Here is a 23,197-nt window from a genome sequence, read left to right on the forward strand (position 1 = left end):
ACAGTAACGCCTATGCTGTTTCGCTTGGTTAGGGCTTATATGTAGACTTAACTAGGCATTACCCAAAGCGCTATTATTCAAAGAGCTTTGGGCCAAATAGACAGCTAAAAGCGAATAGCCTGCAAAAAGAGCGTGATCATTTAAGCAGACAGCACTTTCAGCTATTTCCTTACGATGTGCGTGGCACAGAGCTTGTTGCCCGCTGGGTCTCGCAGATAAGCAAGATACAGTTGGCGTTCCCCATTGCCTCGAATACCCGGTGGGTCCTCGCATGGCACGCCCCCATTCTCGCTTCCTACTTTATGCCATTCATCAACGATGTCTGGTGTTCGAGCGGCAAGGCCGAGTGTGGTGCCATTACCGTGTGTGGCAGCCTCTCCGTTAATCGGCTTTGTTAGCGCTAAAATACCTTTCGGCGTATAGTAAAAAACCCGTCCGTATTCATCAAAAACGCCTGGTTCGTATCCTAATACTCCTAAAATAGCATCGTAGAATTTTTTTGATGCTTCAAGGTCGTTCGCACCAATCATTACGTGGCTAAACATAGCTGTGTCCTCTGAAAATAGTAGGGCCAATTCCCTTTTATCAAAGTTAGGTTATGTGTGTTTCGCTACTTACCCTTTGCTAACGCTTTAGGGAGCTAATGCAAAATCTACCGCAGCTGAAGCATGGATAGCGGTAGTATCGTATAACTTAACTTTGGTGTGATGTTGTTGAACTAATAAGGCAATTTCTGTGCAGCCTAAAATGATGCCTTCAGCACCCTCGGCCGCCAGTTCATTTATAATGTCAATATACGCGTTACGGGATTCAACACAAATCACGCCCTTGCATAATTGTTCATAAATAATGTTATGAACCGTGTCTCGTTGTTGGGCATTTGGAGTAACAACCTCAATGCCAAAAATCTCTTTAAGGCGGGATGTATAAAAGGTTTGTTCCATGGTGAAGCGGGTGCCCAGTAGCCCAACTTTCTTAACCCTATCTTGTTGCAACACGCGCCCCGTAGCGTCGGCAATGTGAATAAGTGGGATGGTGATCTTCTGCTCTATGTCAGCTGCTACTTTGTGCATGGTATTGGTACAAATTAATATGGCTTTTGCACCCGCTGTTTCTAGGTTCTTCGCCTCGCGGATCAGTATATCGGCGGTTTTATCCCATTCTCCTTTATGCTGAAGCTGCTCTATGTGGGCAAAGTCAACGCTGCTTATTATCAGCGGTGCGCTGTGAAGGCCGCCAAGTCGAGCGTTTACACCACGGTTTATGGCTTGATAGTAACTGACCGTTGATTCCCAACTCATTCCGCCAAGCAGGCCCAGCTTCTTTGTTGTATTCACCACAGCTCCCTTTTATTTTGTTCGGCACTTAACAACCTTTAATCTACCTGTAACTCGAGACGAGCGCTAGGTGAACATAAATGAACGGGAGGCAGCAGCGTAATGTAGAGTATGGGTAAAACTGAGTGCAAGCGACAGGCTTACATAAAGAATAGGGCAAGAAAGTATGGCGTAGAGCCGGACGTAATCAGAATTTGGGCGGTGGCTTTTTGTTTTTCATAAAAGAAAAGCGCTGAATAAAAATTCCCCAGTAACCCAACATGGCGATAGCGAAACCGACAAATAATATAAGAAGGCTCAGGTAATGTAGCGTGATATGAAGTTCACCTAAGGTAAACAACAGCAAGACGCCGACAACGAAAATAGATAGACCTATTTTGAATCGTTGCCAGCTTTTGTGAATGTCTTGCTTTAGCATGAGATAGTTATCGAGATATGCACTTAAGCAAGTGCAATATTACGCTTAGTAGTAAGAGTGCTCACCCGCTTGGTGCTCAGTCGCATCGCGCACGCCCTTAAGCTCGCCAGCGAATTGCTCAACCATTTGCTTCTCAATACCTTCTTTAAGCGTTACGTCTACCATTGAGCAACCATTGCAGCCGCCGCCGAACTGAAGTATGGCGTAGCCGTCGTCAGTCAGTTCTGTCAATACAACATTGCCACCATGGCTCGCTAACTGAGGATTGATTTCCGACTCAATCATATAGTTAATTCGCTCAATTAATGGTGCGTCGTCAGACACTTTACGCGCTTTAGCATTAGGTGCTTTTAAGGTTAACTGTGAGCCCATTTGATCGGTAACGTAGTCAATTTCCGCTTCCTCTAAATAAGGCGCGCTTTCTTCATCTACGACCGCATCGAAACCATTAAATGGCAAACGGGTATCCGTTTCTTCAACCGCGTCTGGTGGGCAATAGGACACGCCACACTCAGCCGACGAAGTGCCTGGATTTACGACGAATACACGAATATTCGTGCCAGACTCTTGTTTACTCAACAGTTTTACGAAGTGAGCCTGGGCTTCTTCTGATATAGTTATCATCAGCAAGTCCTACATATTTTGAAATTTGGATTATTGTATCAAATTTACCTGAGTAAAACAGTCAGGTATTAATTAAATAAATTATTCCAGTGAATCGAATTTGTTGAGAGGCGTGCACGTCGACACTATTCTCAACCATAACAACAAGACGGGAAGCGCTATGTTCGCGAAATTGCATTACACCGCCAAAAAGAATCCATTCTCACTCGTTTCATTATTAGCCCTTGGTACCATCGCCTTTGGGGCAACAGCCAGTCAGAAATCATTAGCACAACCCGCCTCTGCTTCAACTGTTACTATTGCACCTGATGTAGGCGGGCAGCCGGTGACAGCATACTTACCTGACACGGTATCCTACAACCCAGCTATTCCCACGCCTGAATCGATACTAGGCGCCAACATTGGCGAGTGGCATGTGCGTCACGACCAAGTCGTCAATTATATGAAGCTACTTGCCGAGAAGTCTGACCGTATCACCATTGAAGAAACCGGCCGTACTCACGAAAACCGCTCACTTCTGTTACTGACAATCACAGCGCCCTCAAATAGAAACAATATTGAGGCGATGAGGCAGCAACACATTGATGCAATGGAAAGCGGCAAGAAAGTAGGTAGCGATGCTCCCCTTATTTTCTACATGGGCTACAGTATTCACGGTAACGAGCCCTCCGGAACCAATGCTTCACTTGCGTTGGCTTATTATTTGGCCGCGGCTGAAGGTAAAGAAATTGATGCCTTGTTGAATAACAATATTGTGCTGTTTGATCCGTCTTTCAACCCCGATGGGCTTTCTCGATTTGCTCAGTGGGCAAATATGCATAAGGGCAAGCAGTTGGTTTCTGACAGTCGACATCGTGAACACGATGAGGGTTGGCCGTCAGGTAGAACAAATCATTACTGGTTTGATTTGAACCGCGACTGGCTATTGCTGGCGCACCCAGAGTCGCAGGCACGAATTAAACAGTTTCATAAATGGCGCCCACATATCCTCACCGACTTTCATGAAATGGGGACAGACAGCACCTATTTTTTCCAGCCTGGTGTGCGCTCGCGTAAAAATCCACTGACGCCTGATGAGAATGTAACGCTAACTGAAGCGCTTGCCCAGTATCACGCTGCCGCGTTTGATGAGCAAGGGGAGCTCTATTTTACCCAAGAAGCGTTTGACGATTTCTACGCAGGCAAAGGCTCGACCTATCCAGATTTACACGGCAGTGTGGGTATTCTTTTTGAGCAAGCAAGCTCACGGGGCCACATTCAGGATTCTATTAATGGCAAGCTTGCCTTCAAAGACACCATAGCAAATCAAATTACTACGTCTTTAAGCACTTTTAGAGGCGCATTGGCAAATAAGGCTGCGATTCTCGATTATCAATCGGGTTTTGTTAAGAGCACACAGTCACTGGCTGAAAAGGATGAGCAGGTAGGTTTTGTTGTTAGTGCATCGAATGACACAGCTCGCTTTAACGCATTTGTTGCATTGCTTGAACAGCATCATATTAATTACGAGGTGTTAACGAAAGATGTTGAGGTAAGCAAAGTTCGCTATGGTGCAGGTAGCGCGATTTATATTCCTTCAAACCAGCCTCAATACCGTTTAGTAAAGTCAATTTTCTCTACCCAAACCTCGTTTGAAAACAACACGTTTTACGATGTATCAACGTGGAATTTAGCTTTGGCTTTCAATTTGGATTACGCGCCTCTAGATAGGGGCGATGCGCGAAGCCTAAAACTTAGCGACAACACCGCACTTGCGCAACCGGCACTTAACGATATTCACCCAGACGCATACGCGTATGCGTTTTCATGGCAGCAGTACTATGCGCCAGCCATGCTGCAAACGCTATTGGAAGCTGGCGTTAAGGTGCGTAGTAGTGAAGAAGCGTTTTCCGCTATTAAATACGATGGCAACAGCATTGAGCTACAGCCTGGCAGCATAGTTGTACCGAAAGGGCTGGGTCAGCCAGAAAATTTGGCGGCCATTTTGCGCGATGCGCAACAGCAACTTCAGGTGCCTGTGTTTAGTTTGCGCAGTGGGTTAACACCCACGGGGCACGATTTGGGTAGCCGGAGCATGGCACCTGTTACCTTGCCACAAGTGTTAATAGTGGGCGGCGAAGGCACCAGTGAATACGAAGCAGGTGAAATATGGCACTATTTCGACACAAAAGTGGGGCTAGCTGCCAGTATTGTTGAGCAACAACATCTGACAAGCGCGCTTAATGATCCGAGCGTTACTTATACGCACCTTTTATTCCCTAGCGGTGGATATCGCTTTAGTGAAAGTGAAAGAACTCAAATTGAACAGTGGGTGAAAGCCGGTGGCGTGATCGTGGGGCAGAAATCCGCGTTGCGTTATTTCGCTCAACATAAATGGTTAGACGTAGAAATTGTTAGTCGAGAGAGTATTGATAACGCGTTCGATGAAAGCGAACTCAGCTATAAAGATGGCGCATCGTTATACGCCAGAAAGTTAGTGGCTGGCGCTGTGTTTGAAGCGAATATCGACAATACTCATCCATTGTTCTACGGCTATGATGACGACACGCTACCCATGTTTAAAACCAATAATATGATAGTGGAGGCCAGTAGCTCACCCTTTATAACACCTGCACGCTACACTGATGAGCCTCTCATGGCTGGGTTTAGTGACAAACGAATGGTTGCGCTAATGGCTGAATCAACTGCTGTGACGACTCAAAAAATGGGTCGCGGCGTTGTCATTGGCTTTACCGACAATACGCAGTTTAGAGGGTACTGGTATGGCACGAATAAGATGCTGGCCAATGCAATCTACCAGTCTCACTTTATTCGCTAAATCAGCTTGAAAGGCGCGGCGAATGCCGCGCTTTTCAGTATCACCGCTTCTGATCACTAGGCTTTCTGATACAGACTGCTTTTAGTTGGTGGCGTAAATGCCGCTACCCACACCTGAATGTGTAAATTTGGGTAGCGTTTTTTGAGCCTTTTACTCAATGTATTCACGGTCACGCCGGTGGTGAGTACGTCATCGACAATTGCAACGCTGAAGTTGCTGCCATCTTTATTACCTTGCGCTATTGCTATCTCATCATCGATACATTGCGTCGATAGGCTAAATACACGGCTTGCGTTTTCGGCTCTCGCCATTTTGGATAAGTGATGCTGCACGCTAAAGCCCCGTCGTTTGGCCCACGACTGGTTAACTGGAATATTCAGCTCACTGCTTATGCTTTCACACAGAAGCGTAGCCTGATTGTAGTGCCGTGTAGCAAGTCGCCATGCACTAATTGGCACCGGAAGCAGCACATTGGGCACTGATAAAGTGCACTGTCGCATTTTATGGACAAACCAGTTACTTAATACTTTTCCTGCCGTAAGGGAATGCGTAAACTTTAACTGGTGAACCAGCGATGACATTGGCCACGTATGAAGTCCCAAAACGCGTAACGCGTCATAGTGGCTATGCTTGACGTGGCCTGCCACAGGGCCATATTGAAGTAGGTTACTTCCGTGCAACGTGGCATCGAAAAAAAATATGTCATCTTCACACCAGTGACATACTGGCGTAGGACTTGCCTGATAACATAGCAAGCATGAAAGGTTCATAGTGTTGATTCCATCAACTTCCTTGAATTGTCGAACGTCGACCTGTTTTCATTATTTCGTGTTGCCTCAAAAACACGTGACTGCCTAAGGAGGTGTAAATGGAAAGTTTGCATACAAACGGCGAGCTTGTCACCCGTACTCAGGGGACAGGCGTAGATGTGGTATTTCTTCATGGTTGGGGTATGAACAGCGGAGCGTTCACATCCTTTATTCCTTATTTAAGCGATAATTTTCGCGTCACCACCATAGATCTTCCTGGGTTTGGGGAAAATGCAGAGTTCGTCCCGTCACCGTATAACGTGGAAACATTGGCTCAATCCATTGTGAACCAGCTTCCAAACCAGTGTGTGTTGGTTGGGTGGTCATTAGGTGGCCTAGTTGCGCAAAAGTTAGCGCTGTTAGCACCAGAAAAACTTACCGGACTGGTAACGATTGCTTCAACACCTCGATTTATAGCAGGGCCTTGTTGGCCGGGTATTGCTGCCGATTTACTTTCAATGTTCGAGACTCAGCTTGAAAAGAACTATCAGAAAACACTGGAACGTTTTTTGGCAATTCAAGCGATGGGTAGCGAAACGGCAAAGCAGGATATTAAGGCGATCAGAGAACAGGTAACCCAATTCCCAGATCCCGCTGAGGAAGCGCTTAAGAAAGGTTTACGCATATTGTCTACTGAAGACATGCGTCAAGACGTGGGGCGAATAACTACACCCACATTACGATTGTATGGCAGGTTGGATAGTCTAGTACCGACCAGCGGAATAGATCGTATATGTGAGCTACATCCGCAGGCTGATACCGTTGTTCTGCCTCATGCGTCGCATGCGCCGTTTATTTCACATCCTCAGCAAACTGCTGACATTTTATTTCGCTTTGCCGCTGGCGTTTACCAGCAAAAGGCGTCTTAATAGAGCGATGACATGAAGCTTCAAACCGCGGCTTGCCGATAGTTTGAAGCTTTTTTTACCTTTGAGCGGCTAATAAAAATCTCATGCTTACAATAAGTTAATGACAGGGTTTGATACACGTCTTTCCATTTGTGTGAAATTGGTTAATAATTGCACATGAGAGGTTAGGGGTAATGTATGACAAGTATTGATGGTTTAGGTGCAGGCTCTGCATTTGCAGCGGCTCAATATGGTTTACAAAATGCCAGCGACGGAATTTCGCAGGCAGCATCAAATATTGCTCAGCGAACAGCTGAGGATGCGGTAGCACCCGCTCAACCTATTGCGACCAATACCGACACAACAAACACGTCATCGAATTCAACGTCTACCTCTACGCGTCTCACTGACGACTTAATCGCGCTTAATGTAAACGAGCGTAATGCTCAGGCTTCTGCAAAAGTATTGGGCGTGGCCGACGAGATGCTCGGTTCCATTATCGACGTGCTGGCTTAAGTGGAGCCGTTGCGATGAATATCGTTACACCTATACTTAATGCGATTGCCTATCCCACGGCGAACATTAATACAGAATCTGCACGCAGAGATAACGTGCAGCGGGAAACTATTCCCCAAACATCAGACTCCCAGCAAGGCGCTTCTCAAAAAGGCTTAGGTTCAGAAACAGACAAATCCAAAAGCCCGGGCCAGCCGCCAGCGCCTGTCACCTATGAACGTCCTCAAATACCATCCGAGCTTCAAGCGGCTTTTCAAAACGTATTTGGGCAAGAGAAAGACAATGCGCAGGACGAGAGTGCTGGTAAGCAAGACGCGAAAGACAGGCAGCAAGAGCAACAAGAAAAACAAGACGCGGCTGAAATTGAACAGCTAAAAGCCCGCGATCAGGAAGTAAGAGTTCACGAACAAGCCCATGCATCTACAGGTGGTCAATACGCCGGTGCACCGCAATATGAATACACCACAGGCCCTGACAATAAACGCTATGTGACAGATGGCGAGGTGTCGATTGATGTTTCAGAAGAAAAAACGCCTGAGGAAACGCTGAAAAAAATGGAGCAGGTGCGCGCAGCCGCCCTCGCACCAGCTGAACCTTCATCACAAGATTTAAAGGTAGCTGCTGAGGCCTCTCAAAAAGCCACAGAAGCGCGAAGCGAGATCGCCAAAGGCGCAGCGGAGGGAACGTCGACTTATAGTGCTACGAATGTTTCAGATAGCGGCGTATTTGCAGATGCTGACGCTGGCAACCAGCAGGAAATCAACACTAATTCCACAAAAGGCGCTGACGCAAGTGCGATTTTAGATGCTCAGTCTACGCTGGCAAGCGCCTCTTCTAAGCAAGCTGTTGAGGCCAGTGAGGCTGATTTTATGCAGGCTCGAATAGGCCGAATTCAAAATGCGTATTTGCAAGCTTACACTCCGCCTAGAGAAGGCCTATCACTTCAAGCATGATAACCTGTAATTAGCCTTGTCTGCTTTATGTTACTCCAACGATTTAGCCCATCACAACCGTAGCTAGAGCGTAAGGGAAGCACTTTCATTTAATCAGCACCCTCTCCAGCTAGCAGCTTTTAATAATCCAGTATTGCCTTTGTAAACGGATATTTAGGTGAGCCGCCAGTAATGTCTGAAAGCACCGAATTCATGGTGGCTACGTCGCTATCGAAGCCGCCGTGGGACGTGGCGGCGGTGGCATCACCTTCTTTCCCCTCACTGTATTTAAAGGTCACGTTAGACAGCGGCTGATTAAACACAGCCATACCTAACAGAGGCATCTCTGGTTTAGGTTCAAATGCGTTTGATACTAAATAGAGCAGCGATTTTTGATAAATGCGCGCCACGTGGTCATCTTTTTCCAACGCTTCAGATAAATTATATACCGTAGTCGATTCAACATGTTTTTCTTCTATAAGCTCAATGAGAGTTTCGTTGAAAAGCGGGTAGTTAATGGCTGGTGCCAATAAGTGTAGACTTTTAATCTTTATGCTTTTATCTACTTTAAACAGTCTAGACAGGCTATGCGCATGAAAGATAGAGCCTGCAGAATGACCCACGACATGCAGCTTAATATCTGAATTGTCTTTCAAGTAGGCGGCCAATTGCGTTAGGAAATACGTACCATCTGATGTGGTACGGGTAAAGGGCGTGCAAGCGTCTGATTTCATTTCTCGCCACAGTGCTCCGCCTACTTTACGTGTTGCCCACTCTAGTATGCGGTCAGTGTAGTCAGTGAAGCCTCCAACTTTGTTGCTAATCTCTTTATTTTTAAAGCCAAGAATATCCTTGAGTTCTTCTAGCATACCCGTGTCGTACATGAAGTGAATGGGGTAAATATCGTTTTTAAGAAAGGTGTCTTTCATGGCAGCAATGCGTTTAGCCGAAGCTTTTATGCTATTTAAGCCGCCGTGCGCGTATAGCATTACATGTTGATGATTACTGTCAGAAAGCTTTTCAATAATGGCATTGACGTGGTTTTTATTGCTCCAATATTTACTTCTGGTATCAAAGTGTCCGTCGTCGAAATGAACGAAGTGATCTTGAATGCTCACCCGTGGTGTGGAGCGAAAAAACAAACCCTGTGCAATAGAGCGCGTAGCCTGATGGTAAGTTCCTGTCCCTGAAATAGGAAGTGCGAGTTGAACAACCCATGCATCCATAACGTTTAACGCCCAGTCACCGTAACGCCAAAGTGCCAGCCCTGACTTCTTCCAATCCGTCCCCCAGGAGTTTTGGATCCAGAACCCTTCATCATTATAGCCAACAATGGCAAACGCATGGCCACCCATGGGTTCAGGCCTTAGGCTTATTACATCACCTTCGCTATCTTTCCAGCCTTCATGAATTCTGGCAGAAACAAAGATCACGCCCACTTCGTTAAGCGCCGCATGAAAATCGCTAATTTCTCGTTCAATACGGTAGTACGCACCTAGCCTGTGATTGCTAGCATTGTTAGCAATAGCTAGGGTCATCTCAAATTCGTTGCTGTGTTTTATATCTTCGGTTAATGAATAATTACATACGCCACTGTTGTACCACCCCTTAATTGCACCGCGGCAGCTTGAGCCTTCATACGCTTCACCTAACCACTCATCATGACGTTTAGCCATGGCATAAAGCATCCACGGGCTAACAGTATGTTTTCGGCCTTGCTGACGGTAAATGAAATTAATGGTAGCGGCCAATGCAAAGCCGGTACACGCTCCATCTTTTCCTTGGTCTAAAATAACCAAATTGCCTGGCGGGTCGATAAAAGGCTGAAGTGGAGTAAGATTTGGCTGGTAATAACGATCCCGAAGGTCGGGGTAATCGGCGCTGACATTCAGCATGTTTTTTGAGACAGGCGAGTTCATAAAATCATCCTTTGATGAGGGCAGATAATCTTTGCTGTACAGTTGGATGATTACATTCGTACACCAAAGGTTAGTGGCCCTTAGCTCATTATGGTTGTCCGAAAGTGCTGCCTAGAAAAAGACTGTGGTCAAATGAGCAACGTCACTTTCGCTAAACGCTAAGGCACTTCAAGCATGTCAACGGCCTTGCTATACGCTACCAATATACGAACTTTGGTTTCGGTGTGACCTACACCTTTTCATGATTTCGGTATTTTCTGTTTTTGGTGCTCTTTGCTAAAGAGTTTTTGGGAACATAAAGTTTCCATGCGCCCGAACTAATGTACCAAAAACTAATGTAGCAAAAACGACAGGCTAAATGGAAGCGTGATACAAAAAGGGCCTGTCGGTGACAGGCCCTTTATAAGCAACAGTAAATTATGTTGAATCGCTACTGTTTACTTTTTTGCTTTAGCAAATGCATCGGCAAAGGCGTTACCCATAGCGCTATTTTGAGGCTGGCTGTTGCGATTGCCGCCACCCTGATTTGAACGAGGGCTAGCTTTAGGGTTAGCACGCCCTTTATGTTGTGGTTTTCCTGCTGCTGGTTTGCCGCCTGCATTATTGCTTTGACTCGGTGTGTCGTCTAAGCGCATGGTGAAAGAAATACGCTTGCGCGGTACGTCTACTTCAAGCACTTTTACTTTAACAATATCGCCTGCTTTAACTACCTCGCGAGGGTCTGAGATAAACTTGTTAGTTAGTGCTGAAATATGCACCAGTCCATCCTGATGTACGCCAACATCAACGAATGCGCCAAAATTCGCCACGTTGCTCACCACACCCTCTAAAATCATGCCTGACTTAAGGTCGTTAATGGTTTCAACGCCTTCTTTAAACGCGGCAGTTTTAAACTCTGGACGCGGATCGCGGCCTGGTTTATCCAGCTCTTTTAGAATGTCTTTAACCGTTGGCAAACCGAATACATCGCTGGTAAAGGTATCTGGTGACAGGCTTTTTAGAAGCTCGGTATTACCGATGATGTCGTTAACCGCAACAGCAGTCGTATCTACAATTTTATCTACCACTGGGTACGCTTCGGGGTGAACCGCAGAGGCATCAAGCGGGTTGGTGCCGTTTACAATGCGAAGGAAGCCTGCCGCTTGCTCAAAGGCTTTAGGCCCTAAACGTTCTACTTTCAATAGCGCTTTACGGTCTGGGAAAGCGCCATTAGTGTCTCTGAAATTTACAATGTTATGCGCTAGGGTTTTGTTTAAGCCCGATACGTAGCTCAAAAGCGCGGGCGATGCAGTGTTTAAGTCAACGCCAACGGCGTTTACACAGTCTTCAATAACACGGTCTAGCGACTTGCCCAACTGGCTTTGGCTTACATCATGCTGATATTGGCCAACACCAATGGCTTTTGGCTCAATTTTAACCAGCTCTGCTAGCGGGTCTTGCAAGCGTCGAGCGATAGACACGGCACCGCGGATTGACACGTCAAGATCAGGTAATTCTTTTGAAGCAAGCTCCGACGCTGAATACACCGATGCACCTGCTTCACTGACCATAATTTTTTGTGCAGTAAGCTCGCTGTTGTTCTTGAGCATTTCGCCAACGAGTTTGTCTGTCTCGCGCGAGCCTGTACCGTTGCCAATGCTGATTAAATCTACCTTGTATTGCTTGCATAACGTGGTGAGCGTACGAATAGATTTATCCCATTGATTTTGTGGTGCATGTGGGAAAATGGTGTTGGTTGCGACCACTTTTCCTGTGCTGTCTACTACCGCTACTTTAACGCCAGTTCTCAAACCAGGATCTAGGCCCATAGTGGTTTTTGCACCTGCAGGTGCAGCCATCAACAGGTCGTTTAGGTTTTTAGCAAATACCTCAATGGCTTCTTCTTCTGCGCGTTCTCTAAGGGCGCTGAATAGCTCAGTTTCCATGTGTAAACCAATTTTGATCTTCCACGTCCACTGTACAACTTGAGCTAAGAAGTCATCTGCACCACGGCCGCGGTGCATAATATCGTAATGGCTGGCAATAATATGTTCGCAATGCGACGGGCCGTTGTCTTCTGACTGCGGGTCGGCATCTAGCTGAATGTGTAGCATGCCTTCGTTGCGGCCTCTAAACATCGCCAACGCGCGGTGAGATGGTACGTTCTTGTACTTTTCACTGTGTTCGAAATAGTCTTTATATTTGGCGGCTTCTTGCTCTTTACCTGATACAACCGTGCTTTTTACATAAGCATTTTCAGTTAAGTACTTGCGCACTTTTGCCAGCAGTGTAGCGTCTTCGGCGAAGCGCTCCATTAAGATATAGCGGGCGCCTTCTAATGCTGCTTTAGTATCAGCAATGCCACTATCTGCGTTAACGTATTCGCTTGCTGCACTTTCAGCATCGGTATCTGGGGTAGAGAATAAGGTATCAGCGAGAGGTTCAAGGCCTGCTTCAATAGCAATCTGGCCTTTAGTGCGCCTGCGAGGCTTGTACGGTAAGTACAAATCTTCCAAGGTAGTTTTGCTGTCAGCACTGGTGATACTGCTTTTAAGCTCGTCGGTTAGTTTGCCCTGTTCCTCGATAGATTTAAGGATTACATCGCGGCGCTCTTCAAGCTCTCGCAGGTAGGTTAAGCGCTGCTCCAAGGTACGCAGCTGTGTGTCATCAAGGCCTTGTGTCACTTCTTTTCGGTAGCGCGCGATAAAAGGTACGGTCGACCCTTCATCAAGAAGTTTAACAGCGGCAGTTACTTGCGAAGGTTGAACGCTAAGTTCATCTGCAATTTTATTGATAATCATAAGTCGCTCTAAGATACTAATAATTCGCGTCAGGCAATGGCGAATAAACGGTGTGTGAAAGGCTTATATACACAGCGTCGGTAGTGAAAATAGGAGCGGTGAGTATATCACCGCGGTGTAGGGGAAGTCGTCTGATCATTGTGTTAAAAATGGGTGATTAAATAGGGCATATTAATGCTCACAGTTTGTCTGTTGCGTCGTACCAAATACGGTTTATCCACCACTCTTTCGTGCCCGTCTCGGTTTTTACAACAAACTCATCGTCTTCTTCTTTGCCAAGCAGTGCTCGCGCCATCGGAGAGTCGATAGAAATGTAATCCTTGCGGCCGAAAATTTCGTCGTAGCCCACGAGCCTAAGTTCCATCACCTTGCCCGCTTCGTTTTCAATTTCAACCCAGGCACCAAAGAATACCTTACCCTCTTGCTGTGAATCGTAGTCCACAACCTTTAGGTTTTCTAGGCACTTGCGAAGGTAGCGTACGCGGCGATCAATTTCCCGCAGCTTCTTTTTATTGTACTGATAGTCAGCATTCTCGCTTCTATCACCCAGGCTCGCTGCCCAAGTTACCTTGCGAGTAATTTCAGGTCGTTCTTCACGCCACAAGAAATCCAGTTCTTGTTTAAGCTTTAAGTAGCCCTTTCGAGTGATAAGCGGTGTTTTCACAATGTCCTATAAATAATCCAGCTAATTACCCCTACTTTATGTGGGTAATAAGGCAAAACGCAATCTTTCTGTACGTCAAAAAGTGACAAAAGAGACAGATTGAATAATTATTGAACATAAACCTTTTGTTTAGTGTCGTTGTATAAATAACAATCAAACCATTAGGGAAAATGAATGCGTAACAGAATGCCTGTGTTGAACCGCCGAAGGTCGGGGAGCGATCCGCTTCAAACCAGCGGCACTATCATAGGTTTTATGCTGTTTTTAAGCGGCGCGCTGTTATTGTTGTATGCCTTACTTGATATAGTTGTTCGCTTAAATAGTGTACGAACTGTGATATACCTTATCCTAGCGTGTGCCATGTATAAAGCGGGGCACTCACTTCTCAATCACTTTGCGACGTTTAAAGTCCATGCGGAAAGACGACGCGCACCTAACCGTTAAAACCTTTAGTTTTAAGCCCCAATTTTTAAGGTTTAAATGTTCCTAAAAACCTTTGTTAGGGCCGTGAAATATTTAAATTTTAGGCTAAGCTTAACAGTGTAATTCGAGGCACCAAGCATATTGAATAACCCATTTTACTATCTGGGTACGCGCGTGGTGAAAAGCCACTAGCTCGTAGGGAAAAGGTAAGCAAGGATCACGCTGACTCACTAAAACAAAAAAGCCGACGCTATACGTCGGCTTTCTCTTTTCTAAAGCTCTAGCTTATTCAGCTGGCGCTTCGGCTTCAGGTTTTACCACTTCTAGAAGCTCAACATCAAAAATTAGCGTTGAGTTTGGCGTGATAGCACCCGTTGAGCGCGCGCCGTAAGCAAGCTCTGATGGAATGTGGAAGCGGTATTTCGCGCCTTCTTTCATCAGCTGTACGCCTTCAGTCCAACCCGCGATTACGCGATTAAGTGGAAATTCAGCTGGCTCGCCACGCTTGTATGATGAGTCAAACTCAGTGCCATCTAACAAGGTGCCTCGGTAGTGAACTTTAACCATGTCTGTCGCTTCTGGGCTAGCACCCTCGCCTTCTTCAAGTACTTCGTACTGAAGACCAGACTCTGTTGTCGTCACACCTTCTTTCTTACCATTTTCTTCTAGGTAAGCAAGACCTGCTTCAATGTTTTTCTCGGCAGCTTGCTCTGCCATTTCTTGCTGCTTAGCACGAAGTACTTCTTCGCCTTGTTGAGCGATTTGCTGAATTTGTTCTGGCGTAAACTTAAGGGTGTCATTTAGACCGTCTTTAAAGCCTTGTTGTAGCGCATCTTGGTCTAGTGTTAAACCAAGCTGCTCTTGTTGTTCGGCACGGTTGCTAACAAACAAACCCATGCTTGCGCCCATGGCATAAGCTTGCTTTTGTGTATCTGTCATTTCTTCTGCTGAAACAGAAGTTGTTTTTGCACTATCAGCGCTTGTAGAAGCGGCCTCATCAGATGTGTTTGGCTGGCAAGCGAAAAGGCCTAGCGCAGCGATAGTAGATAAGGCAACGAGCGACTTCTGCATAAAAACGTCTCCATTAATTATTATCATCATGCGTCTATGTCTATACTGCTGCATCTAAGGCAGTGTGCACGATAGTTAAAGATGCGTGATCCATGCTATGTTAAACCTAGCGTTAACAAAGCGAAACCCATTTGATTATGTTTAGGCCTCAAATGTTCCAAAGAATAGTGTTACTCATCGTACTTATTGGCAATTCCGTGGGATGCTCTGTCCCTGATACTACGCCAATACAGCAGTGGCGTCATGTAGAAGAAGGTGCATACGCGGCAGATATTTCTACTGACGGCACACTAGCGGTGGTGTCTGGTGTGAATAACGGGGTAAACGTATGGCGAATGGGACAAAGTGAGCCCCTTTATCACTGGAGCCACCAAGGGGAAGGTAACAACTTAGTGATGTCAGTGCACATCAGTGCAGATAAGCGCTATGTGGTAACTGCCGATCGTGAAGCGTTTGCTCTGTGGAGTTTAGAAACTGGCGAACCAGAAGGGTTTTGGCGAATAGATGAGTCTTCTATTCGCGACGTGGTAGTCACCAATAATGGTAATGGCATACTCGTCGCTCGCTCAAATGGTAAGGTGATGTATTTTGAGCCGCGAACCTCTCGTCGTCTCGAGTTTTTTGGGCATCAAGAAAAGGTTAACTCCATTGATATCTCACCTAACGGTAAGTTTGCATTGACTGGCGGCAACGACTACATCGCATATTTATGGAGCACTGACACTGGTCAAATAATTCATACTTTTACCCACCCTACACGGGTAACGAAAGTGGCGCTTGATGATGGAGGGCGCTTTGCTTTTACCGCTGATAGCCAGAGCAAGTCGCAAGTATGGGATGCACAAACCGGGCAACCTGTAACGTCACTCAAATTTGCATCGCGGCAAAAAATCTTCACAGACGTTGAGTTTTCCAAAGACGGCCAGTTTTTACTAACGGGTTCTCCGGCTCGAAAAGTTTACCTATGGGATTTGAAAACGGGCGAACAAGTGCAATCCATACAGGTTGCTTCAAGAGAGTCTATTTCACCGCCAACCGCAGTTGTTTATGGCGTCGGCTTCCTTCCCAATGATAATATATTGTCTATAAGTAGCAGTGGCCTTGCCGAAGAATGGCAACGAGAGAGATAGAGAATTTACATGACAGATAAAAGCGCTGAACAGTTAAAACAGCAAATAGATAGCGCCAATAGTTATATTGAAGAGTTACAGATGAAAGTAGCCTTTCAAGAGCACACTATCGAGGCACTTAATGAAGCGCTGGCTTCACAACAAAAGCAACTCGATGATTTAGCGTTTAAAGTAAGCCACGTAATAGACCGTGTTAAAAGCATAGAGCCGTCTAATATTGCTAAGCAATCAGAAGAAACCCCGCCTCCGCATTATTAATTTTAGCCATTCTTGAGTGGAATAGGCGCTTTTTGGGGTTTGAAAGGGGCGCCTCAAAGGCAGTCGACAAACTTGTAAGATCAACCGCTTATGAGGCTTCGGGTTGAACACTAGTTTATCTTGTTATGAGTTAGGCTAAGACTGCATTTTTCCTGATAATCTAATTGAATTACACTTGCCCGCAATTGCACAGGCCCAAGTAATACCGAGCCTTATCTTCAACAATTAAGAGAGTAGTTATGAGTGATTTTGATATGGATGCGTTTGACAGCATCGATTTTGACTCAGTTGAGCAGTCAGTAGCCGAAAAACAGGCTGAAAAAGACAAGCAAGAAAGCCAAGAAATTGAAGGCATGCGCGACGGTGCTAACGATTGTGGTGATAGCTGCACCATATAATACTGTCTTTACCGCTAAGGGCTTATTCACCCGCTAAGGGCTTTTGCAAAGCCTTTAGCGGCTTTAGCGGGTGAATAAGCCTTTAGCGAGTAAAAAAGCTCTCAGCGGTTAAACTTGACTGTAGCAGCGTAAAAAACTTAACGTCTTCAATTAGACCCATCAGGGTTTTCCAACCTGTCTAACTCTAGTCTATCAAGCTCTATACTCTCCTCCACATCGCCTTTAAATGCTTTAATAAATGCGTTTTTTAATATTGCCGTAAATGCCTCCCAAGTCTGTGTCTCTGGGCTAGATAAGTCGCCCTCAATGGGAATTCGTGTGGCAATTTGGTCTTGGCTCTGATTTTCAAACAGTTCAGTGACAAACGCGGAAATCGCTTCAATACTGCCTTCAATAAAGCCGTCTCCGTCACGTTCTATGTCGCCTTTCCAAGAAAATACTTCAACGTGATGTAAAATTGGTTTGATGTAGCCTTTTACCTGACCTTCGTTAGACGCGACCTCGGCAGCAAGCGTAAGCGTTCCCGCTTCTAAATCAAAAGGCGCATAGGTATCAAGCAGGTTTTTAAAATTCACTAAACCGACGTTATCAGCTTGAATGTCTAGGTCAAAGGTAGGAGCTTTGGTTGCAGGATTAAGCTTGGCGTTTAATGAAATAGTCCCTTGCTCTGCCGTCTGCCCTTTCGCCGTAGCTGTGGCTACGCGGGTGTCTGATAAATCGTCGCTGTTAACCAGATTATTTACTTCAAGCTGAATATCATGAAGCGCAATGTCGATAGCCGGAGAGGTATCAGGATTGTGAAAGGCAATTTTCCCTTCGTTAATGGTAAGTTTGTCTATACGCAGAGGAAATAATTGGTCGGCAATAGACAGCCAGTTTTCGTTCTTACCCGACTGGCTCTTTTCTTCTGTATTTCCGTCTACAAAGTTAATTTCGGGAGAATTTACTACCACCCTGCCAACGGCTGCACCTTTAAAAAGCTGTGACCACGAAAGTGTAAACTCCACATAGTCAGCCTTAAACAATGGCTTATCTATTTGTCCATTCGCTTTATACAGCAACACATATTCTAAGCTGTAAGCACCACGCCATAGCATTAAATCGACATCGCCTACTCGACCATTGTATTGGTCCGATTGGCTTAGCGTGTTGTTTATGTATGTTGCTGCGGCATAAGGAAGATACAACCTAAACGCGATGAGCATGAGCAATAGCCCTGCTATTACATAACAAAATCGTTTTTTAGCGTGCTTCATATTTTACTCCTTCACGTAAGGAATACAAAAAACATGCCTTGAAAAGCGTTTTTCCTCGGAAAGGGCGATAGCTAATATTGGCGCGGTGTATAGAGAAGGTTTTAAAAAGCCTGAGTACAGTATGAGAAGGTGTTACACAGGCTTAAGGGTAAGATTTACTGAGACGTGGGTAGGAATGCTAGTGGGGTTTAAAGATACCAATAACATTTTCGTTAGAGCGCGTAGCAGCACTCACCTTTTCGTCGGTTTGCGCTTCGTTGTACCCACATGCGACGCACTCCAACTTTTCCACGTTATTTTCAAAATATAACGAAATAGAATCTAGCTCTTGGCATTTTGGGCACGTAGCGCCTGCTACAAAGCGGCGTTTTACACGTTTTGACATACATACACCTTTGGATAATTTCGCCGTTATTATACCTTGAAATAGCATGTGTTGATCAGCTTTTACCTTAAGTTTTTGATACTATACGCGCCCTAGATTGTTCTATCACAGGTTAGTCATGATTAAGCTCTCAAATGTATCGCTACTTCGCGGTCGCAAAATGCTGCTGGAAGAAGCGTCGGCACAGGTTTTTCCAGGCCACAAAGTGGCGCTAATAGGCAGCAACGGCTGCGGAAAATCCACACTGTTCGCGTTACTGCGAAGTGAGTTGAGTGTTGATGCTGGCGACTGCAGCGTCCCCAGCGATTGGCGAATTGTAAGCGTGGCTCAGGAAACGCCAGCAACTGATCGAACTGCGATAGATTACGTGATAGACGGTGACAAACATTTACGTGATTTACAGGCTAAGCTAGACGCAGCTGAACAAAGCGGCGACGGTGTAAAAATAGGCCAAATTCACGGGCAGCTTGAGCAGGCTGGAGCTTACGATGTGGAATCACGTGCAGCGACTATACTTTCCGGCCTCGGGTTTACTAATGCACAGTTAAGCGCGTCAGTCAGTGACTTCTCTGGTGGTTGGCGTATGCGCTTGAATCTTGCACAAGCATTACTTTGCCCTTCAGACCTATTGCTGCTTGATGAGCCCACTAACCACTTAGACTTAGACGCCGTGATTTGGTTAGAGAAATGGCTTCAACGCTATACAGGTACCTTATTACTTATTTCTCACGATAAGGCATTTATAGACAATACGGTGGCGCAAATTATTAGTGTTGAGCAACAAAAGCTTGTTACCTACACAGGTAATTATTCATCTTACGAAACTCAGCGTGCTGAGCGCATGCGCCTGCAAAACATTGAGTATGAAAAGCAGCAGCAAAAGGTAGCCCATCTAAACTCGTTTATTACACGGTTTAAAGCCAAGGCTAGTAAAGCAAAGCAAGCGCAAAGCCGTATTAAGCAGCTAGAGAAAATGGAAACGCTAATGCCAGCGCACATGGCAAGCCCATTTAGTTTTTCTTTCTCACCGCCAACAGCGCTTCCAAACCCACTGGTTCAAATGGAAAAAATACAGCTGGGGTATGATGATCATATAGTTCTTCAACAGGTAAAACTGAATTTAGTACCTGGCAGCAGAATAGGTCTTCTAGGTAGAAACGGGCAAGGTAAGTCAACGTTAATCAAGCTGTTAGCGGGCGTTCATGCGCCCAAACAGGGGATTTTCAATACCGCAAAAGGTCTGAAGATTGGCTATTTTGCCCAGCACCAGTTAGAAACACTAGACGCTAATGCCACACCCCTTTTACATTTGCAGCGTATTGATGAAAAAGCTACTGAACAGCAGCTTCGCGATTACCTGGGCGGTTTTGGATTTAACGGCGATGAAGCATTGGCACCCGTGGCACCTATGTCAGGTGGCGAAAAGGCGCGCTTGGTGTTGGCACTAATTGTTTACCAAAAACCTAACTTATTGCTGCTGGATGAGCCTACCAACCACTTAGATCTAGAAATGCGCCATGCGCTAAATATTGCGCTGCAAGGTTTTGAAGGGGCAATGGTATTGGTATCGCACGACCGCTTCTTACTTTCTTCGGTATGTGAAGATTTCTATTTGGTAGACAGCGGTGAAGTTGAGCCATTTAAAGGCGACTTGGATGATTATCGCGACTGGATTTTAAAACAGCAGGCTGCAGAAAAAGCCAAGGCCAACAGCGACGTTAAAAAAGCCAACAGCGACGCTAAAAACGGCGCGCAGCAAGAAGCAGGAGTGCAGAGTAAGCCGGAACGCAAGTTAGATCGTAAAGAAGAAAAACGCCGTGAAGCCGAGTTCAGGCAAAGCGTAGCGCCACTTAAAAAAGCCATCGAAAAACACGAAAAAGCTATGGAGAAATGCAGTACCGCCTTGGCAGAGGTAGAAGCATCACTCGCCGATACCTCGCTTTACAGCGACGACAAAAAAGCAGAACTCATGGGCTTGCTCGACAAGCAAACTCAGCTTAAGCAACAGCTTGAAGAGGAAGAGATGGCATGGCTAGATGCCCAAGAGCAGATAGAGCAAAAACGAGAAGAGTATGACAATGTCAGTGCCTAATATAAAAAGCAGTGTGTTTTGGGAATACAGCGTGTCTCGCTACTCGAAAGGTGATATGGCACCACTCGCGCTTCTGCTTCAAGATAACCACAAGGTGAATGTAAACGTTCTCTTGCTGATTTGCTGGTGTTTAGAGAATAATGTCATTATAAATTTGCCTCAGCTTAAATCGGTTATAGCGGCATCAGCGAGCACTGACGAAAAGTTAAAACAGCATCGCGAGAAGCGCAAAGCAGCAAGCCCTGAGAAAGGTGGTGAGCAAGCATCCTACGATGCACTTAAAGCGCAAGAATTAGAGCTTGAAAGGCAACAGCAGCAAGACATTGTTGCGTCTTTTAATGAGCAGGCGGTTACGCACTTGGGTCAGCAAGCCTCGCCAACGAATATATTTAACGCTTCTATCGCTGCGTTCATTAACGCCTATGAGCTGCGCGACAACAACGAGGCGCGCCAGTTAGTGAGCCTTGTGGTTAATCAATTATCGTAAAAACACAATAAGAAAATACAATGAGCAAATCAGCGCTATCGCATGGAAAGATAATAAAAAGTAGCTTTAAGGTGCCAGGGTGGGCAAAGAACCGACATGTGCAAACCATATGGCCGCGTTTTATTCAAAAGCGCTTACCCCTTTCTTATAACATGGAGCGTTTAACTTTACCGGATGACGATTTTATTGACGTAGCATGGGGTCCCAAACCACAAGAGACATCAGGAATAGTGGTGATGTTTCACGGATTGGAAGGCAGCATTAAATCGCACTATGCGAATGATATGATGGCCCAACTATCTGTGAATGGTTGGCAGGTGGTAATGATGCATTATCGCGGCTGTAGCGGTGTGCCCAATCTAAAAGCGCGGGCCTATCACAGTGGCGAAACAGAAGACCCCAGTTTTTTCTTAGAGTGGCTGCACGATAAATTTCCCCGTACTCCCAAAGTAGCTATTGGCTTTTCCCTTGGCGGTAATATGCTGTTGAAGCTGTTAGGTGAAAACCCAGCACAAAAGTGGCTAAAGGCAGCAGTTGCCATATCTTCTCCACTTAAACTATCCGAGTGTGCGAAGTCAATTAATCAGGGGTTTTCGCGGGTATATCAAAAGTATTTACTTACTAGCATGAAAGACACTTTGCGTAAGAAGATGGAATACATTGATTATCGCAAGCTTATTCAGCTAACAAAAAGTGACGTGGAAGGCATTACGAGCTTTACCCAATTTGACGAAAAGATCACGGCTCCGCTGCACGGTTTTGCAGATGCGCAAGACTATTATGAAAAGTGCAGCGCTTATCACTTTTTAAGCGCTATCCACTGTCCAACGTTAGTATTGCATAGCATTGATGATCCCTTCATGAACCATTTAATTGTGCCAAAAGAGGAGGAGCTTGCGCGTAACGTCACCGTGGAGTTGAGCGAACGCGGAGGTCATGTCGGCTTCATGCAAGGCTCTGTGTTAAACCCGAAGGTTTGGCTGCACGAGCGCGTCAAAGGCTTTGTTAGCGAAGCCTTACCGGTAAATTTAACCTGTAGTTATGTTAGTCGCTAATACTGAGGTGATCTTTGTGCGGTTTAAGTTTTATAAAACGTTTTTCCCAGGAGTGTGAATGATAATTCCCATCGACGCGTTAGAAGCCGATACGCTTTATAGCTTGGCTGAATCTTTTGTATTACGCGAAGGCACCGACTATGGCGCTGAGGAAGTTGAGCTAGAAGTAAAAGTGCAGCAGGTGCTAGACAGGTTAAAATCTGGCGAGGCAGTACTCGTATACTCAGAGCTTCACGAAAGTGTGGATATAAAAAGAAAACAAGATATTGAGCCCAGCGACACAGCTGAATAGAAAACAAAGCGAAAGAACAGCCATCTTCTTTAAATGCAGGCACAAAAAAGCCGGGTCGAGCAACCCGGCAACCTACCTGAGGAGAGGAAGGCTTAAAACGCGTAGCGTGCAGTTACCTGCATAATGTCTAAATCATCAATGATTTTGTAGTTTGCGCCAACAGCCCACTGTGGCGTGATGTAGTAGTTAGCGCCTACTTTAAATGTGGCCTCACCGTCGTCTACATCGTAATAGCCTACTTCACCAGCAAGCTCTACCTGCTCTGTAATCATTGAGCGAAGACCGGCATTAATGCTGTAACCAGTCTCGTCATCTACGTCACCATCAATACGTTCTAGGTTTGCACCGAAGTACGCGTCTGTGGTCGCATTTACAGGTAAGCGGTAACCTGCGCCCAAGGTAAGCATATCAAAATCGAAGTTACCTTCTTCAAAGAAGCTGTACTCGCCGTTTAGGTACCAGTTGCTGTTCAACAGATATTTACCGTTAACGGTTAAACCGTCTGGCTCGAAAGACTCGTTGTCGTCAAAGTCCATTTTGGTGTAACCACCTTCTACGTAACGCCAGTCTGGCTTGTCGGCCATTGCTGTAAGAGGAAGTGTTGCCGCCGTTAGTGCCGCTGCAATAAGTGTGATTGATTTACGCATGTGATAACTCCTTAGTATGTTCAGTAACCCACCTTTTG

General features: G+C 45.7%; 23 protein-coding genes. 12 read left to right on the top strand and 11 right to left on the bottom strand.

Annotated elements, in window-relative coordinates; all coding sequences use genetic code 11:
* Positions 1–161: 161 nt before the first annotated feature.
* From ACXAGV_RS04005 to nfuA, 3 genes are all read right to left on the bottom strand, one after another.
* A complete protein-coding gene (locus ACXAGV_RS04005; protein ID WP_014951372.1) occupies positions 162–545 on the bottom strand; it encodes a VOC family protein in 384 nt (127 codons plus the stop codon).
* Between the two features lie 87 nt (positions 546–632).
* Positions 633–1,337 (bottom strand): aspartate/glutamate racemase family protein, encoded by a 705-nt coding sequence (locus ACXAGV_RS04010; RefSeq protein WP_474872101.1) that lies wholly within the window; start codon positions 1,335–1,337, stop codon positions 633–635.
* 463 nt (positions 1,338–1,800) lie between these two features.
* Complete coding sequence (nfuA, locus tag ACXAGV_RS04015) at positions 1,801–2,379, bottom strand: Fe-S biogenesis protein NfuA (RefSeq protein ID WP_014951369.1); 579 nt, start codon at positions 2,377–2,379, stop codon at positions 1,801–1,803.
* A 160-nt stretch (positions 2,380–2,539) separates the two neighbouring features.
* Here nfuA and ACXAGV_RS04020 point away from each other — a divergent pair, with 160 nt between their 5' ends.
* Positions 2,540–5,197 carry a M14 family zinc carboxypeptidase gene (locus ACXAGV_RS04020; RefSeq protein WP_474872103.1) on the top strand — a complete coding sequence of 886 codons (2,658 nt, stop codon included), beginning with the start codon at positions 2,540–2,542 and terminating at the stop codon, positions 5,195–5,197.
* 56 nt (positions 5,198–5,253) lie between these two features.
* Here the strand turns inward: ACXAGV_RS04020 and ACXAGV_RS04025 are convergent, their stop codons facing one another.
* Positions 5,254–5,967, bottom strand: a complete 714-nt coding sequence (locus tag ACXAGV_RS04025; RefSeq protein WP_474872105.1) for a ComF family protein — start codon at positions 5,965–5,967, stop codon at positions 5,254–5,256.
* 98 nt (positions 5,968–6,065) lie between these two features.
* Between ACXAGV_RS04025 and bioH the strand changes: the two genes are divergently transcribed.
* From bioH to ACXAGV_RS04040, 3 genes are all read left to right on the top strand, one after another.
* Complete coding sequence (bioH, locus tag ACXAGV_RS04030; RefSeq protein WP_014977794.1) at positions 6,066–6,875, top strand: pimeloyl-ACP methyl ester esterase BioH; 810 nt, start codon at positions 6,066–6,068, stop codon at positions 6,873–6,875.
* A gap of 177 nt (positions 6,876–7,052) precedes the next feature.
* Positions 7,053–7,370, top strand: a complete 318-nt coding sequence (locus ACXAGV_RS04035) for a hypothetical protein (RefSeq protein WP_474872107.1) — start codon at positions 7,053–7,055, stop codon at positions 7,368–7,370.
* A gap of 14 nt (positions 7,371–7,384) precedes the next feature.
* Positions 7,385–8,323, top strand: a complete 939-nt coding sequence (locus tag ACXAGV_RS04040; RefSeq protein ID WP_474872109.1) for a putative metalloprotease CJM1_0395 family protein — start codon at positions 7,385–7,387, stop codon at positions 8,321–8,323.
* Positions 8,324–8,442: 119 nt separating this feature from the next.
* Here the strand turns inward: ACXAGV_RS04040 and ACXAGV_RS04045 are convergent, their stop codons facing one another.
* The 3 genes from ACXAGV_RS04045 to greB form a co-directional block, all read right to left on the bottom strand.
* Complete coding sequence (locus ACXAGV_RS04045; protein WP_474872111.1) at positions 8,443–10,221, bottom strand: C1 family peptidase; 1,779 nt, start codon at positions 10,219–10,221, stop codon at positions 8,443–8,445.
* A gap of 437 nt (positions 10,222–10,658) precedes the next feature.
* On the bottom strand, positions 10,659–13,001 hold the full coding sequence (locus ACXAGV_RS04050; RefSeq protein ID WP_474872112.1) for a Tex family protein: 2,343 nt from the start codon (positions 12,999–13,001) through the stop codon (positions 10,659–10,661).
* A 178-nt stretch (positions 13,002–13,179) separates the two neighbouring features.
* The gene (gene greB / locus ACXAGV_RS04055; RefSeq protein WP_014951337.1) at positions 13,180–13,665 is read right to left on the bottom strand and encodes a transcription elongation factor GreB; all 486 of its coding nucleotides are present in this window, start codon (positions 13,663–13,665) and stop codon (positions 13,180–13,182) included.
* A 174-nt stretch (positions 13,666–13,839) separates the two neighbouring features.
* Between greB and ACXAGV_RS04060 the strand changes: the two genes are divergently transcribed.
* The gene (locus ACXAGV_RS04060; RefSeq protein ID WP_474872114.1) at positions 13,840–14,109 is read left to right on the top strand and encodes a hypothetical protein; all 270 of its coding nucleotides are present in this window, start codon (positions 13,840–13,842) and stop codon (positions 14,107–14,109) included.
* A 264-nt stretch (positions 14,110–14,373) separates the two neighbouring features.
* On the opposite strand, the gene fkpA is transcribed toward ACXAGV_RS04060, so the two are convergent.
* Positions 14,374–15,159 (bottom strand): FKBP-type peptidyl-prolyl cis-trans isomerase, encoded by a 786-nt coding sequence (fkpA, locus tag ACXAGV_RS04065; RefSeq protein ID WP_039221430.1) that lies wholly within the window; start codon positions 15,157–15,159, stop codon positions 14,374–14,376.
* Positions 15,160–15,356: 197 nt separating this feature from the next.
* On the opposite strand from fkpA, the gene ACXAGV_RS04070 reads away from it, so the two are divergent.
* From ACXAGV_RS04070 to ACXAGV_RS04080, 3 genes are all read left to right on the top strand, one after another.
* Entirely contained in the window at positions 15,357–16,289 is a 933-nt protein-coding gene (locus ACXAGV_RS04070; RefSeq protein WP_474872519.1) for a WD40 repeat domain-containing protein, read from the top strand.
* A gap of 9 nt (positions 16,290–16,298) precedes the next feature.
* On the top strand, positions 16,299–16,547 hold the full coding sequence (locus ACXAGV_RS04075; RefSeq protein WP_474872117.1) for a SlyX family protein: 249 nt from the start codon (positions 16,299–16,301) through the stop codon (positions 16,545–16,547).
* A gap of 239 nt (positions 16,548–16,786) precedes the next feature.
* Positions 16,787–16,945, top strand: a complete 159-nt coding sequence (locus tag ACXAGV_RS04080) for a hypothetical protein (RefSeq protein WP_012520154.1) — start codon at positions 16,787–16,789, stop codon at positions 16,943–16,945.
* A gap of 146 nt (positions 16,946–17,091) precedes the next feature.
* Here the strand turns inward: ACXAGV_RS04080 and ACXAGV_RS04085 are convergent, their stop codons facing one another.
* Both ACXAGV_RS04085 and ACXAGV_RS04090 read right to left on the bottom strand, forming a co-directional pair.
* A complete protein-coding gene (locus ACXAGV_RS04085) occupies positions 17,092–18,201 on the bottom strand; it encodes a DUF748 domain-containing protein (RefSeq protein WP_474872119.1) in 1,110 nt (369 codons plus the stop codon).
* Positions 18,202–18,379: 178 nt separating this feature from the next.
* A complete protein-coding gene (locus tag ACXAGV_RS04090; RefSeq protein ID WP_474872121.1) occupies positions 18,380–18,586 on the bottom strand; it encodes a YheV family putative zinc ribbon protein in 207 nt (68 codons plus the stop codon).
* Between the two features lie 118 nt (positions 18,587–18,704).
* Here ACXAGV_RS04090 and ACXAGV_RS04095 point away from each other — a divergent pair, with 118 nt between their 5' ends.
* From ACXAGV_RS04095 to ACXAGV_RS04110, 4 genes are read left to right on the top strand one after another with little or no spacing between them, the layout of a single operon-like run.
* Entirely contained in the window at positions 18,705–20,678 is a 1,974-nt protein-coding gene (locus tag ACXAGV_RS04095) for an ATP-binding cassette domain-containing protein (RefSeq protein WP_474872123.1), read from the top strand.
* A complete protein-coding gene (locus ACXAGV_RS04100; protein WP_474872125.1) occupies positions 20,665–21,165 on the top strand; it encodes a TIGR02444 family protein in 501 nt (166 codons plus the stop codon). Before ACXAGV_RS04095 ends, ACXAGV_RS04100 begins: the two co-directional genes overlap by 14 nt.
* A 20-nt stretch (positions 21,166–21,185) precedes the next feature.
* Complete coding sequence (locus ACXAGV_RS04105) at positions 21,186–22,220, top strand: hydrolase (RefSeq protein WP_474872127.1); 1,035 nt, start codon at positions 21,186–21,188, stop codon at positions 22,218–22,220.
* 58 nt (positions 22,221–22,278) lie between these two features.
* On the top strand, positions 22,279–22,512 hold the full coding sequence (locus ACXAGV_RS04110) for a YheU family protein (RefSeq protein ID WP_474872129.1): 234 nt from the start codon (positions 22,279–22,281) through the stop codon (positions 22,510–22,512).
* A gap of 92 nt (positions 22,513–22,604) precedes the next feature.
* On the opposite strand, the gene ACXAGV_RS04115 is transcribed toward ACXAGV_RS04110, so the two are convergent.
* Positions 22,605–23,159: an outer membrane beta-barrel protein gene (locus tag ACXAGV_RS04115; protein ID WP_474872131.1), complete on the bottom strand. Its 555-nt coding sequence runs from the start codon at positions 23,157–23,159 to the stop codon at positions 22,605–22,607.
* Positions 23,160–23,197 lie beyond the last annotated feature (38 nt).

The organism is Alteromonas sp. ABH4_453 (assembly GCF_056160665.1).

What these genes read in the sequence shown, in the direction of transcription:
- ACXAGV_RS04095 (WP_474872123.1), top strand. Translation starts at nt 18,705, where the DNA reads ATGATTAAGCTCTCAAATGTATCGCTACTTCGCGGTCGCAAAATGCTG.
- ACXAGV_RS04115 (WP_474872131.1), bottom strand. Translation starts at nt 23,159, where the DNA reads ATGCGTAAATCAATCACACTTATTGCAGCGGCACTAACGGCGGCAACA.
- bioH (WP_014977794.1), top strand. Translation starts at nt 6,066, where the DNA reads ATGGAAAGTTTGCATACAAACGGCGAGCTTGTCACCCGTACTCAGGGG.
- ACXAGV_RS04040 (WP_474872109.1), top strand. Translation starts at nt 7,385, where the DNA reads ATGAATATCGTTACACCTATACTTAATGCGATTGCCTATCCCACGGCG.
- ACXAGV_RS04005 (WP_014951372.1), bottom strand. Translation starts at nt 545, where the DNA reads ATGTTTAGCCACGTAATGATTGGTGCGAACGACCTTGAAGCATCAAAA.
- ACXAGV_RS04050 (WP_474872112.1), bottom strand. Translation starts at nt 13,001, where the DNA reads ATGATTATCAATAAAATTGCAGATGAACTTAGCGTTCAACCTTCGCAA.
- nfuA (WP_014951369.1), bottom strand. Translation starts at nt 2,379, where the DNA reads ATGATAACTATATCAGAAGAAGCCCAGGCTCACTTCGTAAAACTGTTG.
- ACXAGV_RS04035 (WP_474872107.1), top strand. Translation starts at nt 7,053, where the DNA reads ATGACAAGTATTGATGGTTTAGGTGCAGGCTCTGCATTTGCAGCGGCT.
- ACXAGV_RS04025 (WP_474872105.1), bottom strand. Translation starts at nt 5,967, where the DNA reads ATGAACCTTTCATGCTTGCTATGTTATCAGGCAAGTCCTACGCCAGTA.
- ACXAGV_RS04090 (WP_474872121.1), bottom strand. Translation starts at nt 18,586, where the DNA reads ATGTCAAAACGTGTAAAACGCCGCTTTGTAGCAGGCGCTACGTGCCCA.
- ACXAGV_RS04085 (WP_474872119.1), bottom strand. Translation starts at nt 18,201, where the DNA reads ATGAAGCACGCTAAAAAACGATTTTGTTATGTAATAGCAGGGCTATTG.
- ACXAGV_RS04080 (WP_012520154.1), top strand. Translation starts at nt 16,787, where the DNA reads ATGAGTGATTTTGATATGGATGCGTTTGACAGCATCGATTTTGACTCA.
- fkpA (WP_039221430.1), bottom strand. Translation starts at nt 15,159, where the DNA reads ATGCAGAAGTCGCTCGTTGCCTTATCTACTATCGCTGCGCTAGGCCTT.
- ACXAGV_RS04045 (WP_474872111.1), bottom strand. Translation starts at nt 10,221, where the DNA reads ATGAACTCGCCTGTCTCAAAAAACATGCTGAATGTCAGCGCCGATTAC.
- ACXAGV_RS04100 (WP_474872125.1), top strand. Translation starts at nt 20,665, where the DNA reads ATGTCAGTGCCTAATATAAAAAGCAGTGTGTTTTGGGAATACAGCGTG.
- ACXAGV_RS04020 (WP_474872103.1), top strand. Translation starts at nt 2,540, where the DNA reads ATGTTCGCGAAATTGCATTACACCGCCAAAAAGAATCCATTCTCACTC.
- ACXAGV_RS04075 (WP_474872117.1), top strand. Translation starts at nt 16,299, where the DNA reads ATGACAGATAAAAGCGCTGAACAGTTAAAACAGCAAATAGATAGCGCC.
- ACXAGV_RS04105 (WP_474872127.1), top strand. Translation starts at nt 21,186, where the DNA reads ATGAGCAAATCAGCGCTATCGCATGGAAAGATAATAAAAAGTAGCTTT.
- ACXAGV_RS04110 (WP_474872129.1), top strand. Translation starts at nt 22,279, where the DNA reads ATGATAATTCCCATCGACGCGTTAGAAGCCGATACGCTTTATAGCTTG.
- ACXAGV_RS04060 (WP_474872114.1), top strand. Translation starts at nt 13,840, where the DNA reads ATGCGTAACAGAATGCCTGTGTTGAACCGCCGAAGGTCGGGGAGCGAT.